This is a genomic window from Rhodoferax sp. TH121, assembly GCF_002251855.1.
Classification (GTDB): Bacteria; Pseudomonadota; Gammaproteobacteria; order Burkholderiales; family Burkholderiaceae_C; genus Allorhodoferax.
Genome location: NZ_NOXW01000022.1, coordinates 366448 through 383394 on the forward strand (window position 1 = coordinate 366448; position 16947 = coordinate 383394).

12 protein-coding genes and 1 pseudogene are annotated in these 16947 nt (G+C 63.7%); 3 read left to right on the forward strand and 10 right to left on the reverse strand.

The features are described 5' to 3' along the window. Positions 1-270: 270 nt before the first annotated feature. Positions 271-2340 carry a molybdopterin-dependent oxidoreductase gene (locus CHU94_RS16115; RefSeq protein WP_094481737.1) on the reverse strand — a complete coding sequence of 690 codons (2070 nt, stop codon included), beginning with the start codon at positions 2338-2340 and terminating at the stop codon, positions 271-273. Between the two features lie 77 nt (positions 2341-2417). Here CHU94_RS16115 and CHU94_RS16120 point away from each other — a divergent pair, with 77 nt between their 5' ends. Together CHU94_RS16120 and CHU94_RS16125 are read left to right on the forward strand one after the other, a co-directional pair. After that, positions 2418-3611 carry a M20 aminoacylase family protein gene (locus CHU94_RS16120; RefSeq protein ID WP_094481739.1) on the forward strand — a complete coding sequence of 398 codons (1194 nt, stop codon included), beginning with the start codon at positions 2418-2420 and terminating at the stop codon, positions 3609-3611. A gap of 38 nt (positions 3612-3649) precedes the next feature. Then, positions 3650-4261: a hypothetical protein gene (locus CHU94_RS16125; protein ID WP_094481741.1), complete on the forward strand. Its 612-nt coding sequence runs from the start codon at positions 3650-3652 to the stop codon at positions 4259-4261. A gap of 16 nt (positions 4262-4277) precedes the next feature. Here CHU94_RS16125 and CHU94_RS16130 read toward each other — a convergent pair whose 3' ends face one another. The 9 genes and pseudogenes from CHU94_RS16130 to CHU94_RS16165 all read right to left on the reverse strand — a co-directional run bounded on the left by CHU94_RS16130 (position 4278) and on the right by CHU94_RS16165 (position 13414). Next, positions 4278-5057, reverse strand: a complete 780-nt coding sequence (locus CHU94_RS16130) for a type III pantothenate kinase (protein WP_094481743.1) — start codon at positions 5055-5057, stop codon at positions 4278-4280. 45 nt (positions 5058-5102) lie between these two features. Next, positions 5103-5540, reverse strand: coding sequence for a rhodanese-like domain-containing protein (locus CHU94_RS19560; protein ID WP_255034042.1), 438 nt, complete (start codon positions 5538-5540; stop codon positions 5103-5105). 174 nt (positions 5541-5714) lie between these two features. Then, a pseudogene (locus CHU94_RS19565) lies at positions 5715-6215 on the reverse strand (MBL fold metallo-hydrolase); the annotation flags it as partial. Positions 6216-6303: 88 nt separating this feature from the next. Beyond that, on the reverse strand, positions 6304-7488 hold the full coding sequence (locus CHU94_RS16140) for a Gfo/Idh/MocA family protein (RefSeq protein WP_094481747.1): 1185 nt from the start codon (positions 7486-7488) through the stop codon (positions 6304-6306). Beyond that, a complete protein-coding gene (locus CHU94_RS16145; protein WP_094481749.1) occupies positions 7485-8498 on the reverse strand; it encodes a sugar phosphate isomerase/epimerase in 1014 nt (337 codons plus the stop codon). Before CHU94_RS16145 ends, CHU94_RS16140 begins: the two co-directional genes overlap by 4 nt. Positions 8499-8616: 118 nt before the next feature. Continuing rightward, on the reverse strand, positions 8617-9579 hold the full coding sequence (locus CHU94_RS16150; RefSeq protein WP_094481751.1) for a substrate-binding domain-containing protein: 963 nt from the start codon (positions 9577-9579) through the stop codon (positions 8617-8619). Between the two features lie 145 nt (positions 9580-9724). Next, complete coding sequence (locus tag CHU94_RS16155; protein ID WP_094481753.1) at positions 9725-10720, reverse strand: ABC transporter permease; 996 nt, start codon at positions 10718-10720, stop codon at positions 9725-9727. Then, on the reverse strand, positions 10707-12215 hold the full coding sequence (locus CHU94_RS16160) for a sugar ABC transporter ATP-binding protein (RefSeq protein ID WP_094481755.1): 1509 nt from the start codon (positions 12213-12215) through the stop codon (positions 10707-10709). The genes CHU94_RS16155 and CHU94_RS16160 overlap by 14 nt, the downstream gene beginning before the upstream one ends. Further along, complete coding sequence (locus tag CHU94_RS16165; protein ID WP_094481757.1) at positions 12212-13414, reverse strand: ROK family protein; 1203 nt, start codon at positions 13412-13414, stop codon at positions 12212-12214. Before CHU94_RS16165 ends, CHU94_RS16160 begins: the two co-directional genes overlap by 4 nt. Positions 13415-13651: 237 nt before the next feature. Between CHU94_RS16165 and icmF the strand changes: the two genes are divergently transcribed. Next, positions 13652-16945 (forward strand): fused isobutyryl-CoA mutase/GTPase IcmF, encoded by a 3294-nt coding sequence (gene icmF, locus CHU94_RS16170; RefSeq protein WP_094481759.1) that lies wholly within the window; start codon positions 13652-13654, stop codon positions 16943-16945. Positions 16946-16947: the final 2 nt, after the last annotated feature.

Genomic DNA, 16947 nt, shown 5'->3' on the forward strand with positions numbered 1-16947 from the left:
GGGTGACCTCGAAGAGGTGGAGTAGTCAACGCTGGCGGCTGCGCCCGCCAGTGGTTCCGCGCCAACACCCTTGCGATGACTACAACCGCTGGCTCTGGTAGTGGCATACCCATCCGTTCGCGACCTCCCCTTGTAAGGCCTTGACCGGAGAAAAACTCCAAAATCGGCTGTTGAAAGCTCCCCTCGCCGACGGGGCGAGGGGCTGGGGGAGTGGGTGTCCGAAAAAGCGGTGCAACTGTTTAAAAGAGAACCGCGAGAAAAGGCTGAGTCTCAGACCCGCACCACTTCTACCGCACAGTCATAAAACGTGGGCGCCCGGCCCATGTCGGTCAGGCGTTGGCTGGTCAGTTCGTTCACATTGGTGCCGTCGCGCCCCAGCTTGCGCCACCAGATGCCCAAGCCGTTCACCACGCCGGGGCGGGCGCGTTCGCAGACGCGCGCCACGCATTCGTGGGTGCCGCGGCCGTTGAAGACGCGCACCACATCGCCGTCGGCAATCTGGCGTGCTGCGGCATCGCTGGCGTGCATTTCAACCAAGGGCTCACCCTCAATGCTGCGCAGGCTCTGCACATTGACAAAGGTGGAGTTGAGGAAGTTGCGCGCGGGTGGCGAGATCATGGCTAGCGGATAGCGCGGGTCAGCGCCGGCCGGCTCAAAGTTGGGCACATGGTTGGGCAGACCATCGTCGCCACGCGCCGCCAGGCGCGCACTGAAGAACTCGCATTTGCCGCTGGGTGTGGGAAAGCCACCGTCGGCAAAGGGTGCCTCGGGCACGGGCAGGGGCGCATGGCCCCGAGTCAGCAGCAGGTCAAAGTCCACCTGGTCGCCAAAGGCAGTGCGGCACAGGCTCTCGTCGCTCTCGGCAAACACGGGGTCGGTGTAGCCCATGTGATGCGCTAGGTCTCGGAAGATTTGCGCATTGCTGCGCGCCTGGCCTAGCGGGGCAATGGAGGGGCGGTTGAGCAGAATGTCGGTGTGGCCGTAGCTGCTGTGCACGTCCCAGTGCTCCAGCTGCGTGGTGGCGGGCAGCACATAGTCGGCGTAGTCGGCGGTGTCGGTCTGGAAGTGCTCCAGCACCACGGTGAACAGGTCGTCACGCGCAAAGCCTTGCACCACTTTTGCCGATTCGGGCGCCACGGCGACCGGGTTGCTGTTGTAGACGATGAGGGCTTCGATGGCGGGCCCGAACTCCGGACTGGCCGGGCGCAGCAGGTCGTCACCGATGGTGCTCATATTGATGGTGCGCGGCGTGCGCCCGGCCAACAGCTCAGGGCGCTCCAGCGCTGCGGCCTGCACCGGCACATAGCCCGAGCTGGAGAGCAACACGCCCCCGGCGCGCTGGCGCCAGGCGCCTACCAAGGCTGGCAGGCAGGCGATGGCGCGCACGGCATTGCCTCCGCCGCGGACACGTTGCAGCCCATAGTTCATGCGGATGGCCGTGGCTTGGCCCGCGCGTGCCGATTGACCATAGTCCCGCGCCAAGCCCTGAACTTCTTCTACGGTGATGCCACAGACCTCAGCAGTGCGTTCGGGCGTCCATTCCAGCGCGCGGGTACGCAGTGCGTCCCAGCCCAGGGTGTGGCGGGCGATGTAGTCGTGGTCTAACCAGTCGTTGACGATTAGCTCGTGCATGAGGCCCAAGGCCAGCGCGGCATCGGTGCCGGGTAGCAGGGCGATGTGCTGGTGGCATTTCTCTGCGGTTTCGGAGCGTCGCGGGTCGATACAGATGACCTTGGCCCCATTGCGTTTGGCAGTCTGCACATGGCGCCAGAAGTGCACGCTGCTCGCAATCGCGTTGCTGCCCCAGATCAGGATGAGCTGCGACTCGGCAAAGAACTCCACGCGCATGCCGACTTTGTGGCCCAGGGTCTGTGTCAGGGCCTCAGCGCCGGCGGAGGCACAAATGGTGCGGTCCAGGCGGGCGGCGCCCAGCTGGTTGAAAAAGCGTGCGGCCATGCCTTCGCCCTGCACCCGGCCCATGGTGCCGGCGTAGCTGTAAGGCTGGATGGCCTGCGGATCGCGTGCGGCGATGGCCTGCAGGCGTGCGGCAATGTCGCTCAGCGCCTCGTCCCAGGTGACTTGTTCAAATTGGCCGCTTCCTTTGGGACCTGTGCGGCGCAGCGGGTGCAGCATACGTTCGGGGTGGTAGCTGCGTTCGGTGTAGCGGGACACCTTGGTGCACAACGCACCGGCGGTGGCGGGATGCTCGGCATTACCTTGCACCTTGACGGCGATGCCGTCACGTACGGTGATCACCATGGAGCAGGTGTCGGGGCAGTCGTGGGGGCAGGCGCCCAGCACTTTGTGTTCGTTGGTGGAAACAGAAATCTCAGGGCTCATGGCGCTACTTTAGCGACTCCAGCCCCGCCCCGTTGCATGGGCGGTGCACAATCCACTTCCTTGCTGGAGTTCTCCCCATGAAACTGCTGGATCCCATCGTCGCCAATACCCCCCAGATTGCCGCTTTGCGCCGTGATCTGCATGCCCACCCCGAGCTGTGTTTCGAGGAAGTGCGTACCGCCGACCTGGTGGCTGCCAAACTGACCGAGTGGGGTATCCCCATCCACCGTGGCCTGGGTACCACGGGCGTGGTGGGCATCGTCAAGGCGGGTAGCTCGGGGCGCGCGATTGCGCTGCGTGCCGACATGGATGCCCTGCCCATGCAGGAGTTCAACACCTTCGCCCATGCCAGTCAGCACCCTGGCAAGATGCACGCCTGTGGCCATGACGGCCACACGGCCATGCTGCTGGGTGCCGCGCACTACCTGGCCCAGCACCGCCACTTTGATGGCACGGTGTATCTCGTGTTCCAGCCGGCTGAAGAGGGCGGTGGCGGAGCCCGCGAGATGATCAAGGACGGGCTGTTTGAGCAGTTTCCGGTAGAGGCCGTCTTTGGCATGCACAACTGGCCCAATATGCCCGCCGGCACCATGGCGGCCAGCGCAGGGCCGGTGATGGCGTCCAGCAACGAGTTCAAGATCACCATCACTGGTAAGGGTGGCCACGCTGCCATGCCGCACAACGCCATCGACCCTGTGGTGGTGGCCTGCCAGATGGTGCAGGGCTTCCAGACCATCATCAGCCGCAACAAAAAACCGATCGATGCGGGCGTAATCTCGGTCACCATGATTCACGCGGGTGAAGCCACCAACGTCATCCCGGATCACTGCGAGATTCAGGGCACGGTGCGCACCTTCACTATCGAGGTGCTGGACATGATTGAGCAGCGCATGCGAGATCTGGCGCAGCACACCAGTGCAGCCTTTGGCACCCAGTGCCAATTCGAGTTTGTACGTAACTACCCGCCCACCATCAACAGCGCGAAAGAGGCTGACTTTGCCCGCAAGGTGATGGCCGAAATCGTCGGAGAGGACAAAGTGCTGGCCCAAGAGCCCACCATGGGGGCCGAAGACTTTGCCTACATGCTGCAGGCCAAGCCCGGTTGCTACAGTTTCATCGCCAATGGGGATGGCACCCACCGGGAAATGGGCCATGGTGGTGGGCCTTGCATGTTGCACAACCCGAGCTACGATTTCAATGACGCCCTGTTGCCTTTGGGCGCGACCTACTGGGTGCGATTGGCTGAGCAATGGCTCGCGCCGCAAGCGTGAACTCAGTATGATGGCCTGAAATGTAACGGGAGGTAAGTGTGACCTATTGGAGTGAACTCAGTCCCCGGGAGCATCCCAGTGGGCTGCCCCGTGCGACCCCGCGGCAGCTCCACTCGGGCGAAACCCGCTATACCTTCGTCCACGACGACCTGGAGATTGATGACCCTTCGCTGGACCTGAGTGGGCGGCATTTCGCCTCGCCGCGCGAGTATGGCTTTAGCATTCGCGGCTTTCTGGGTGGTAAAACCGCCTGGGCGCGGGATTTTGCCAATGGCACCATGTTGGTCGTGAATGCGGATGGCCAGTCCCACGTCTTGTCACCCCGTGGCCCCGCGCGGGTGTTGTTCGTGGCCCGCGATGGCACGGTGCTGCAGGACAGCGGGCTCGCATCACGTGCACCGCAGCGCGCGCCTGATGTTGCAACGGTGCGCCTGACCTTGACCGCCACCGTCGATTTGCAAGGCGAATCACCTGAGGCGGCGCGGGCCCTGTTGATGCGCATGGTAGACCGTGCTGTGTTGGCAGGTGCCTTGCCCGGGGAGCCCGATGTGCGCGTGCTGGAGCATGGGTTTGAGGGCAGCACGGTCTTGCCTGCCGACAGCAGCCCCAGTTCCACCCATACAGACTTTTCCCAGTTGCTGGACCTCTGACGCCTGTGGCGCAGGCTCAGGTCTGCAGTGCAGGCTGGTAACGGCCCAAGGCCATCTGCAGCAGCCCGTCAAAGATCAGGTTGTCTACTAGTTCAAACGGTCGGGTCATGCTGGGTGCCATCTTCCAGCCCGCCCCGCCTGTCATGATGCACTTGGGCTCCACGCCGCAGTGTGCGCTCACATGTTGCACCATGCGCTCCACTGCACCAGCGATGGCGTAGGTGCCACCGCTGGTCAGTGCGTCGCTGGTGTTCGTAGGAAATTCGCGTACCTCGCCCGTGGGCACGTGCAGGCCAGCGGTGCCGGATTCGAGCGCGCGCAGCATGATGCCGTGGCCCGGCAAGATCAGTCCGCCTAGGAACTTGCCTTCGGCATCAATCGCTTCCACCGTGACGGCCGTACCTACCATCACCACGACCATGGGGCGTGTGGGGCCTTGGGCGCGCATGCGGTGATAAGCGCCAATCATGGCAACCCAGCGGTCAGCACCTAAGCGGGTGGGGTGGTCGTAACCATTGCGCAAGCCCGCTTCGCTTTCGCTGGACACGACCCATTGCGGCGCTACGTCCCAGGCATCCATCTGCTCTTGCACGCGGCGTTTGACGGCGTCACCCGCCACCACACAACCCAGCACATGGCGCGGAGCCCGCAGGCTGCGCCAAGCGCCGTCCGCCAGTTTGTCGATGTTTTCCAGAAACTCGGCACCCTGGGCCAGCAGGGCGGCGCCCGGCTGCGGGCTAGCGTATTGGGCCCATTTAAGGCGAGTGTTGCCGATGTCCAGCGCAAGAAAGGTCATGGTCTTGTTCTTGTGAAGATGTCTCTGGGCGGTATTGTGCGGGTTTCAGCCCTGCCGCCAGGGCAGGCCGCGCAGGCGCCAGCCGCCGCGGTGACCACGCTGGGCGTTGGCATCGGGGTCACCCTCAAAGCCTTCAAGGATGTTGTACGCCTGCAGGCCCAGTTCGGTGGCGCGCTTGGCAGCGGCAATCGAGCGCACACCGCTGCGACATAGCAAGAGCACTTTCCGGCCTGCGGGCACGGCGGCCAGCAGGGCGGTATCGAACTGCGAGTTCATGGCCATGCCGGGCCACTGCTTCCAGGCGAGGGCCACAGCCCCGGGCACAAAGCCCACCCACTCACGCTCGGCATCGGTGCGTACATCCACCAAGACCGCTTCGCCAGCCTGCCACCAGGCAAATGCCAGCTCCGCACTCACATCTCCCGCGTAGCCAATGGCGGCCTGTGCCGCAGTGGCGCCAGCGCTGCCCGCGTCGTGCCGCACACCCGAACTCAAGTTGGCCGGCACCGCCTCGTCCATGCGGCGCGGGCGGGGAAGGTTCAGGCTCTCCATGATGGCGATGAACTCGCTCTGGGTCTTGCCCGCGATACGGGCATTGCCCATCTTTTCGGTGCCAATAGTGCTGCGGGTGCGGCCCTGGTAGTCATGGCCGGGCCAGACGGTCGTGGCATCGGGCAGGACAAACAGCACTTGGGTGATGCTGCGGTACAAGTCTTCGGCGCTGCCCGATTGAAAATCGGTGCGGCCGCAGCCGCCAATCAGCAGCGTGTCGCCTGTGAAAACATGGTCGCGCCAGGTGAAGCTCATGCTGCCGCTGGTATGGCCCGGGGTGTGCAGCGCGCGGATGGATTCGGCACCGAAGTCCAAGGTGTCGCCATCGTTCAACTGCACGGCAGCGGTGCCAATGCCACAACCTGCCGGCGCGGCAGTTTGGGCTCCCGTGTGTTCGGCCAGCAGTGCTGCGCTGGTGATGTGGTCCGCATGGGCGTGCGTCTCAACGGCCCAGCGCAGCGTGAGACCGTACTGGCGCAGCGTGGTCAGGTCGCGCTCCAGTTGCTCATCCACCGGATCTACGATCAGCGCGTCGCGGCTGGTTTCGTCAAACAGGATATAGGTGTAGGTACTGGACGCCGGGTCGAAGAGCTGAATGGGTTGCATGGCGGGGCAGGTCCGTGGACAGGTAACAAGGCGTAACACACGCCTTGCCACTGTACTGGATTTGTCAGGCCCTACGCCATGCGGCAGGTCAAGCGCCAGCGGGCTCGCTCAGGGCGGTCCATTTCTGGGTGCTGCCTGCGGAGGCCAGCACCTTTTCGATGAAATGCACCCCGCGTGCACCGTCTTCCACGCGCGGGTAGTCGGCGGCCAATGGGTCCGCGGTCACACCCTGCAAGCGTGCGCGAATGTCGGCGACCACCCCCAAGTAGACGTTGGCAAAGGCCTCGATAAAGCCCTCGGGGTGACCTGAGGGCAGGCGCGACGCGCGCAGGGCCGATTCGCACAAACCCGCTGAGGCGCGCGTCAGCGTGCGTGCCGGTCCGTCCAGTGGTGCGTGTAGCAGCTGGTTGGGGTTTTCCTGGCACCAGACCAGGCTGCCGGTGGTGCCGCTCACGCGCAGGCGCAGGTCGTTCTCGCTGCCGGTGCAGATTTGTGAGGCGATGAGCACGCCGCGTGCGCCGCCGGAGAGGCGCAGCAGCATGTTGCCGTCGTCGTCTAACGTACGGCCCGCGCCCATGGCGCTGAGGTCGGCGCAGAGGGATTCAATCGTCAGCCCGGTCACGGTGCTCAGCAGGTTTTCTGCGTGGGAGCCAATGTCTCCCATGGCGCCCGCTGCACCACTGAGCGCCGGGTCCACGCGCCAGGCAGCCTGCTTGCTGCCCGTGGCCTCTGCCGCGGTGGCCAGCCAGCCCTGGTGGTACTCCACCACCACCTTGCGCACCGTGCCAATGGCGCCGCTCTGCACCATGTGGCGCATCTGGCGCACCAGCGGGTAGCCGGTGTAGTTGTAGGTCACGCCAAACACCGTGCCCTGCTTGCGGACGGCTTCGACAAGGGCCTGTGCCTGCGTACCGGTATGCACCAGCGGCTTGTCGCAGACCACATGGAAGCCCGCTTCCACAAAGGCCTGGGCCACCGGGTAGTGCACATGGTTAGGCGTGACGATGGAGACAAAGTCGATGCGTTCCTCGGGCGGGCGCTTCAGCTCGTCGGCTAGCAGATCCTGCCAGTTGCCGTGGTTGCGGTCGTCCGCCAGGAACAGGTCACGGCCCGATGCGCGTGCCTTCTCCGGGCTGCTGGAGAGGGCGCCGGCCACCAGTTCGATCTGGCCGTCCAGCGCGGCGGCCTTGCGGTGCACGGCGCCGATGAAGGCGTCGCGCCCGCCGCCCACCATGGCGTAGCGCAGACGGCGCGGGGGATGGCTCTGGGTCATGTGGCTTGCTGGTCTTTGGCGAATACGGCGTCAAACGCGCCGACGGCCGGTTTGAAATCGAGGCGTTTGCAGAAGGCGGCGCTCTCGGTGGCACCGTGCTCGCGGTCCATGCGGCTGTCTTCCCACTCCACGCTCAGGGGGCCTTGGTAGCCCACGTCGTTGAGGGCGACGATGATGGATTCGAAATCAATCATGCCGCGACCCACACTGCGGAAGTCCCAAGTACGGCGGGCATCGCCAAAGCTGGTGTGGCCGCCAAAGGTGCCCACGGTGCCGTCGCCCTTACCCCACCAGGCATCTTTCATGTGCGCGTTGAAGATGCGCGGGCCAAAGGTGCGGATGAAGCGGATGTAGTCCACCCCCTGGTAGGCCAGGTGGCTGGGGTCGAAGTTGAAGCCGAAGCGCGGGTGCTGGTTCACTGCGGCCAGCGCGCGTTCGCTGGTGGCGATGTCAAACGCAATCTCGGTGGGGTGCACCTCCAGCGCAAAGTTCACGTCCACCTTGTCGAACACATCGAGGATGGGTGTGAAGCGCGCGCCAAAGTCGGCGAAGCCCGCATCCCAGTAGGCCTGGCTGGTGGGCGGGAAGGCGTAGATTGAGTGCCAGATGGAGGAGCCGGTGAAGCCGGTCACGGTCTTCACGCCAAACTTCCTGGCGGCGCGGGCGGTGTCCTGTAGTTCGGCGGCCGCGCGACGGCGCACGCCTTCGGGATTGCCATCGCCCCACACATGGGCGGGCAGGATGGACTGGTGGCGCTCGTCAATGCGGTCACACACAGCTTGGCCTACCAAGTGGTTGCCGATGGCTAGGCACTGCAGGCCGTGGCTGGCCAGTAGTGCACGCTTGTCTTGGATATAGGTGGCAGAGGCCAGCGCCTCCTGCACATTGAAATGGTCGCCCCAGCAGGCGAGCTCCAGGCCGTCGTAGCCCATGCGTTTGGCCATCGGGGCCAATTCGGCCAGCGGCAGGTCGGCCCATTGGCCGGTGAACAAGGTGACAGGTCTTGCCATGGAGACACTCCAAAGGAAAAGGGAGAGGGGACCTGTGGCTGAGCGCTATTGTTTTAATAGCTGCTTGCGCATATTCAATGGGCGCCACAGGCCTTTTTCTTATAAATCTACAGCTGGCTTAGAACGGAGAGTCCGGGAAGTAGAAGTTCTTGGCCGTGTCCTTGGTGATCAGCACCGACGGAATGATGGTGGTGGCGGGCAGCTTGGCGCCCTTGAGGCGGGCTTCGGCGGTCATCTTCACGGCGTCGTAGATGAACTTGGGCGAATACGACACGTTGGCCTGGATACGGGCATCGCTGCCGTCCATCAGGGTCTTGATGGAACCCTTGGCACCGGCACCGCCGAACACCAGCTTGATGTCGGTGCGCTTGGCCTGGTCAATGGCTTTGAGCACGCCGACCGACATGTCGTCGTCAGCCGCCCAGACGGCGTCGATCTGCGGGAAGCGGGTGAGGTAGTCCTGCATGACCTTGAACGCATCATCGCGGTTCCAGTTGCCGTACTTGGCGTCCAGCACCTTGATGCCGGGGAAGGCTTTCAGACCTGCATTGAAGGCATCGTTGCGCTCGTTGTCCACGTTGGACGCAATGCCGCGCAGTACCACTACGTTGCCCTTGCCGCCCAGCGCCTTGCCTATGTAGGCCGCCGGTACTTCACCGAAGGTGGTGTTGTTGGGGGCCACGTAAGCGTCCTGTGCGCTGGTGTCGGTCAGGCCGCGGTCCACCACGGTCACGTACACGCCCTTGCCCTTGAGCTGGGCCACGGGCTTGGTCAGGGCTGCGGATTCAAAGGGCAGCACCACCAAGGCGTTGATCTTGTTCACGGTCAGCAAGTCCTGCAGTTGGTTGGCCTGTTCGGGCGAGCCGCTGGCGGTTTTGACGATGACTTGCAGGCCGGGGTTGGCCTTCTCCAACTCGGCCTTGGCCTGGTTGGCCCAGAACACCACGCCCGCCATGAAGCTGTGGGTGGCGGCCGGGATGGACACGCCCAGTACCACCTTCTCGGCGGCGAAGCTGGGAGCACCTCCCAGCGTAGCCAGGGCCACGGCGGTCAGTGCGAGTCTGCGGGTGATTTTTTTCATTTCAGTTGTCTCCGATTGCAGGTTGAGAAAAACAGCGCTTGCTGTGGTTGGGGGAAAACGTAGGACGTCCGCCGCCGGGCCGTCCCAAGGCGGGCAGCGCCCCCCTGGGGGGCAGCGACCCGCGTAGCGGTGGAGCGTGGGGGCCTCATCTTTTCGAGCGCTGAAGAAAAGCGACGGCGATGATCACGAAGCCCTGCACCGCAGCATTCAGGTACACGCTGATGATGCTGGTGAGGTTCAGGATGTTGCTAATGACGGACAGCAGCACCGCGCCCACCACCGTGCCGGTGATGGTGCCCGCGCCGCCCTTGAGAGCGGTGCCGCCCACAATGACCGCGGCAATGGCTTCCAGCTCCCAGAGCAGGCCGGTCGTGGGCGAGGCCGAACCCAGGCGCGGCACATACAGCAGCGTGGCAATACCGACGCATACGCCCAGCAACACGTAGGTGAGCAGCTTGACGCGGTCCACATCCACGGCGGCATAGCGCGCCACCTGTTCGTTGGAGCCTATGGCCTGCACATAGCGGCCGTAGGTGGTGCGATTGAGCACCAGGCTGCCGACCAGCGCCACGGCCAGGAACACCCACACCGGGATGGGGATGCCCAGCAGGCTGCCGTAGTAAACCGGGCTGTAGACATCGGTGAGGTCGTTGTCCAGCGTGATGGCGCCGCCGTTGGAGAAGTAGGTGAGGTAGGCGCGGAAGATGCCCAGCGTGCCCAAGGTCACGATGAAGGGCTCGATGCGCCCCTTGGTGATGAGCAGGCCGTGTACCAGGCCAAACACGGCGCCCAGCACAATGGCCAGCAGCATCCCCAGTGCTACGGTGCCCACCAGCGAGCCCAGCAGCGGCGAGAGCCAGTTCATCGCCAGGATGACGGCACCCGCGATCAGCGCGGCCATGGAGCCCACCGACAGGTCGATACCGCCGGAGACGATGACGAAGCACATGCCTACGGCAATGATGCCGATGAAGGCTGTGCGGGTGAGAACGTTGGTGATGTTGTCCAGTGTGGCGAAGTTGCCGTTGAGCAGCGTGCCCGCAATGCACAGCAGCACCAGGCCGATCACCGGGCCCATGCCGTGCAGCTTGCCAAGCCAGTGGCTGGCCGCGCCGGTGGTGGCGGTTTTAGTGGGTTCCATAGTGCGTTCCGGTTGCATGGGCGATGAGCTCCTCTTCGCTGAGTTGTTGGGATTCCAGCGTCGCCTGCAGGCGACCGGCGCGCATGACGGCGACGCGGTGGCACAGGCCAATGAGCTCCATGAGCTCGCTGGAGATGACGATCACGGCCAGCCCTTGTGCGGCCAGCTGCTGGATCAAAAGATAGATGTCGCGCTTGGCACCCACGTCCACGCCGCGCGTGGGTTCGTCCAACACCACGACCTTGGGGCCGGGGTGCAGCACCTTGGCCAGTGCCACCTTCTGCTGGTTGCCGCCCGACAGGCTGGAGGCCTTGATCTGCAGGCTGCCGGTGCGGATACCGAACTCGGTCACGGCCTTCGCCAGGGCCTGCTCTTCCTGGGCGCTTTGCAGCCAGGGCGTGGCATAGCGCTCCAGCGCCATCAGGGTGAGGTTCTCGCGCAGGCCGAAATGCACATGCAGGCCCTTGCCCTTGCGGTCTTCGCTGAGGTAGGTCAGGCCCAGGCGCACGGCGTCGCGCGGGTTGCGGATGGTGCGGGGCTGGCCGTCCATCTCCACCGTACCAGCGCTGCGCGGGCGCAGGCCCAGAATGCCTTCAAACAGCTCGGTACGGCCGGCGCCCACCAGGCCCGCAAAGCCCAGAATCTCGCCGGGCCGCACGGCAAAGCTCACGTCCTGCGCCCAGCCGGGCACGCTGAAGCCTTGCACGCGCAGGGCCGGTGTGGCGTCGGCGGGCGGCATGCTCTTGGGCGGGTAGAGGTCGGCCAGTTCGCGGCCCACCATGAGGTTGGCCATTTGCTGGCGGGTCAGCGTGGCGGTGGGTTGCTGGGCCACGCAGCGGCCGTCGCGCATCACCACCACCTGGTCGGTCATGCGCTCCACCTCGTCGAGCTTGTGCGAGATATAGACCAGGGTTACGCCTTCGCTTTTGAGCTGGCGCATCAGTCCAAATAGGCGTTCGGTTTCGGTGGGGGTGAGCGTGGCAGTGGGCTCGTCCATGATGAGCAGGCGCGCCTTGCGCAAGAGGGCGCGCGCAATTTCCACGAGCTGCTTTTCGGCCACGATGAGGTCTTTGACGCGCGTGTTCACATCGGCGGCCAGGCCCACCTGGGCCAGCGCCTGGCGCGCCTCGGCACGCATAGCCTCGTCGTCCAGCAGCAGCTGGCCCCAGCCGCGTTTTTTCTCGTGGCCCAAAAACAGGTTCTGCGCAATCGTCAGATCTTCTGCCAGGCTGAATTCCTGGTGGATCAGCACGATGCCTTGGGCCTCGGCATCGCGGGAGCTTGCAAAGGCCTGGGGTTCGCCATTGAGCAGCAGGCTGCCGCCCGTGGCCTGTTCAAAACCGGCCAGGATTTTCATCAGCGTGGATTTGCCCGCGCCGTTTTCCCCCAGCAGGCCCAGCACCTGGCCCGTGGGCAGGTGAAAGTCCACGCCGTGCAGCACCTGCACCGGGCCGAATGACTTGGTGGTGCCGCGGAACTCGATATTCAGACTCATGCTGCGGCCTTTCGGTGTTTCAGGGTTTCCTGCATGGCCAACACGCCTGCGCCTACCACGCCCGCGCGCTCAGCCAGCGGGGTGTACTGGATCTCCAGATGCCGTGTGGACAGCGCCAGGGAGCGTTGGTAGACGCTTTGTCGCACCGAGGCCAGCAGCTGCGGCCCTGTGCGCGTAAGCCCGCCGCCTATGAACACATGCGAGGGATTGAAGAAATTCACTACCGAGGCCAGCATCTGCCCGATGCGGTTGCCTGATTCCTGGATGATGCGGTTGGCGGCGGCGTCGCCATTGCGGCTGGCCTGGCCTACCAGTTCGGGGGTAATTACGCCGTTGGCTTCTAGTGAGGCGGCCAGCAGCGGGCTCTCGCCCGAGGTGGCGGCTTCGGTGGCAGACCGCACGATGGCGGGAGCCGCAGCCATCACCTCCACACAGCCCAGCTTGCCGCAATGGCAGCGCGGGCCGTCCACGTCCACACAGATATGACCCACATCGCCGGCAGATCCATTGGCGCCACGGTAGACCTCGCCGTGGCAGACGATGCCGCAGCCAATGCCGGTGCCGACCTTGATGACCAGGAAGTTCTGCAATCCACCCTGCAAGCGCCACAGCTCGCCCAGCGCCATCAGGTTCACATCGTTGTCCACAAACACCGGAGCGCTGTATTCCTCGCGCAGGTAGTCACGAATGGAGAAGCTGTCCCACTCGGGCATTAGCGGCGGGTTGACCAACTGGGCGCTCTCGAAATCCACCGGGCCCGGTACGCCCAGACCAATCGCAATGACTCGCTTGGGCGTTACACCGCACTGGGTGAGCAGCTGGCGCAACAGCACACGCAGCCGCGCCAGCACTACGCCGGGGCCGCTGCGCACATCGGCCACTTCGGTGTGGCGGGCCAAGACGGTCAGGTCGGGGCGCAGCACGGCCACGTCCAGACTGGTGGCGCCCAGGTCCACGCCGATGAGAACGCCCAGCTCAGGGCTGAGTTTGATGGTTTCAGGGCGCCGACCGCCGGTGGAGCCACGCAAGCCGCTTTCCTCCAGCAGGCCCACGTCCAGCAGGCCTGCAATCAGGCTATTGGTCTTGCTCTTGGAAAACTCCAAGCGGTCGGACAAGGCGAAGCGCGAGCTGCCTTCCGACCAGAAGATGGCCTGCAGCAAAGCGGTCTCGTCCAAAGACAAATCGTCCCAGGGTGCCAAAGTCTGTCTCCTGTATTTTTTTGGGTTCCGCCCACCGTCTGGCTCGGGGGGGTGGCGGAATCCTAGGGGGGGTGCTTTAGCCAGACAAGATCGAACTTAGACCATATTCAGGTCAAAGTCATGCGGTTTTAGACCGGGTAAATGCGTAAGCCCGCGTTGGGTTGGATGGTTTACAGTTGACGTTTACGTAAACGTCAATCTGGCCATTTCAGGCCTCTTTCTTCTTGCGAGTGCCCCATGACTGATTTGTCCGCCGACTTCAAGGCCTTGGCCAACTACCGCCCCACCCACAAGGTGCGTTTTGTCACGGCGGCCAGCTTGTTTGACGGTCACGACGCCGCCATCAACATCATGCGTCGCATCCTCCAGGGCATGGGCGCAGAGGTCATCCACCTGGGCCATAACCGCAGCGTGGACGAGGTGGTAACCGCCGCTTTGCAGGAAGACGTACAAGGCATCGCCATCAGCTCCTACCAGGGGGGCCACGTGGAGTACTTCAAGTACATGGTGGACCTGCTCAAAGCCCGGGGCGGCGCGCACATCCAGGTGTTTGGCGGTGGCGGTGGCGTGATCGTGCCAGCCGAAATCCGCGAGTTGCATGCCTATGGCGTGGCCAGAATCTACAGCCCAGAAGACGGCCAGCGCATGGGCTTGCAGGGGATGATTGGCGAGATGGTGATGCGCTGCGACAAGGACATCACCAAGCTGGCGCCCACCGATCTTTCTGCTATCCAGGGCCATACGGAAGCCAGCTGGCGCGCACTGGCCCAGCTGCTGACCGCCATCGAAGGATCCAAGCTCAATTCGGTCCTAGCCCAGGAGATACGTGCGCAAGCAGCTACTAAAAAGATAGCAACCATCGGCATCACCGGTACCGGTGGCGCCGGCAAGTCCAGCCTGACCGACGAGTTGATCCGCCGGCTGCGGCTGGACCAGAACGACAGTCTGCGCGTGGCCGTCATCTCCATCGACCCCTCACGCCGCAAGAGTGGGGGAGCGCTGCTGGGCGACCGCATCCGCATGAATGCCATCAGCCCCTGGCAGCAAGGCAGTCGAGTGTTCATGCGCTCGCTGGCAACTCGCGACTTCGGGTCTGAGATTAGCGCCGCCCTGCCGGACGTGATTGCTGCCTGCAAGGTCGCGGGTTTCGACTTGGTGGTGGTGGAGACCTCGGGCATTGGCCAGGGCGACGCGGCCATCGTGCCCCACGTGGACGTGCCGCTGTATGTGATGACACCCGAGTTCGGTGCCGCCAGCCAGTTGGAGAAAATCGACATGCTCGACTTCGCCGAGTTCGTCGCCATCAACAAATTCGACCGCAAGGGTGCTAGCGATGCGCTGCGCGACGTGGCCAAGCAGGTACAGCGCAACAAGGAAGCTTGGACCACACCTACCGAGCAGATGCCGGTGTTTGGCACCATGGCTGCCCGCTTCAACGACGACGGCGTGACCGCGCTGTACCAAGCGTTGGCGCCGCGTTTGCAGGCGCTTGGCGTTCCACTGAAAGAAGGCAGTCTGCCCAAGGTGGCCGTGCGCCACAGCAGCAACCAGACCCCCGTAGTGCCGGCCGCGCGCACGCGCTACCTGGCCGAGATCAGCGATACCGTGCGCGGCTACAAAAAACGGGCTCGCGAGCAGGCCAAACTGGCTCGCGAAATTCAGCAGCTGCGTGAAAGCGGCCGCATGCTTTTGGAGGCCAACCCGGATAAGGTTCGTGCAGTCTCTGCCGTGCAAGACCTGGCCACCCAGCGCGAGGAGCGCATGGGCGCGGCCGAGCGCAAACTGCTGGCCCAGTGGCCCGAAATGCAAAAGGCCTATGCGGGCGATGACTACGTGGTGAAGATTCGTGACAAGGAAATCCGCACCGCACTCACCACCAGATCCTTGAGCGGCACCACCATCCGCAAGGTGGCCCTGCCGCAGTATGTGGACCATGGTGAAATTCTGAAGTGGCTCATGCTGGACAACGTGCCCGGCAGCTATCCCTATACCGCTGGCACCTTTGCCTTCAAACGCGAAGGCGAAGACCCGACCCGCATGTTCGCAGGTGAGGGCGATTCTTTCCGCACCAACCGCCGCTTCAAGCTGCTGTCAGAAGGCATGCCGGCCAAGCGCCTGTCCACCGCCTTCGACTCGGTCACGTTGTACGGAAACGACCCCGACCCGCGACCCGATATCTACGGCAAGGTGGGCAACAGCGGCGTGTCTATTGCCACGCTGGACGACATGAAGGTGCTGTACGGTGGGTTTGACTTATGCAACCCCAGCACCAGCGTGTCCATGACCATCAACGGACCGGCGCCCAGCATCCTGGCCATGTTCATGAACACGGCCATTGACCAGAACCTGGAAAAGTTCAAGGCCGACAACGGTCGCGAGCCCACCGAGACCGAAACCGCCAAGATCAAGGAGTGGGTGCTGGCCAATGTGCGCGGCACGGTGCAGGCCGACATCCTGAAAGAAGACCAGGGCCAGAACACCTGCATCTTCAGCACCGAGTTTTCCCTGAAGGTGATGGGTGACATTGCCGAGTACTTTGTGCACCACGACGTACGCAATTTCTACAGCGTGTCCATCAGCGGTTACCACATTGCCGAGGCGGGGGCCAACCCCATCAGCCAGTTGGCGTTCACCTTGTCCAACGGCTTCACCTTTGTGGAGGCGTACCTGGCGCGTGGCATGCACATCGATGACTTCGCGCCCAACCTGAGCTTTTTCTTTAGCAACGGCATGGACCCCGAATACACCGTGATGGGCCGCGTGGCGCGCCGCATCTGGGCCGTGGCCATGAAGGAGAAGTACGGTGCGAATGAACGCAGCCAGAAACTCAAGTACCACATCCAGACCAGCGGCCGCAGCCTGCACGCACAGGAAATCCAGTTCAACGACATCCGCACCACGTTGCAGGCGCTGATTGCCATCTACGACAACTGCAATAGCCTGCACACCAATGCCTTCGACGAAGCTATCACCACGCCCACCGAAGACTCGGTGCGCCGCGCCATGGCCATTCAACTCATCATCAACCGGGAGTGGGGCCTGGCCAAAAACGAGAACCCCAACCAGGGCGCCTTCATCATCGAAGAGCTGACCGAGCTGGTGGAAGAAGCGGTGCTGGCCGAGTTTGAGCGCATTGCCGAACGGGGCGGCGTGTTGGGTGCGATGGAAACCGGCTATCAGCGCGGCAAGATCCAGGACGAGTCCATGCACTACGAGATGCTCAAGCACACCGGCGAGCTACCCATCATCGGCGTCAACACCTTCCGCAACCCGCATGGCGACGCCGTGCTGGAAAAGCTCGAACTGGCGCGCAGCACCGACGACGAAAAGCAGAGCCAGCTCAAACGGCTGGCAGACTTCCACGCACGCCATGCAGAAGTGGCCCCTTCCATGCTCAAGAGGTTGCAGCAGGCCGTGATCGATAACCGGAACGTGTTTGATGTGCTGATGGACGCCGTGCGCGTCTGCTCGCTGGGTCAAATCACCAGCGCGCTGTTCGAAGTGGGTGGGCAGTACCGCCGCAATATGTAGAA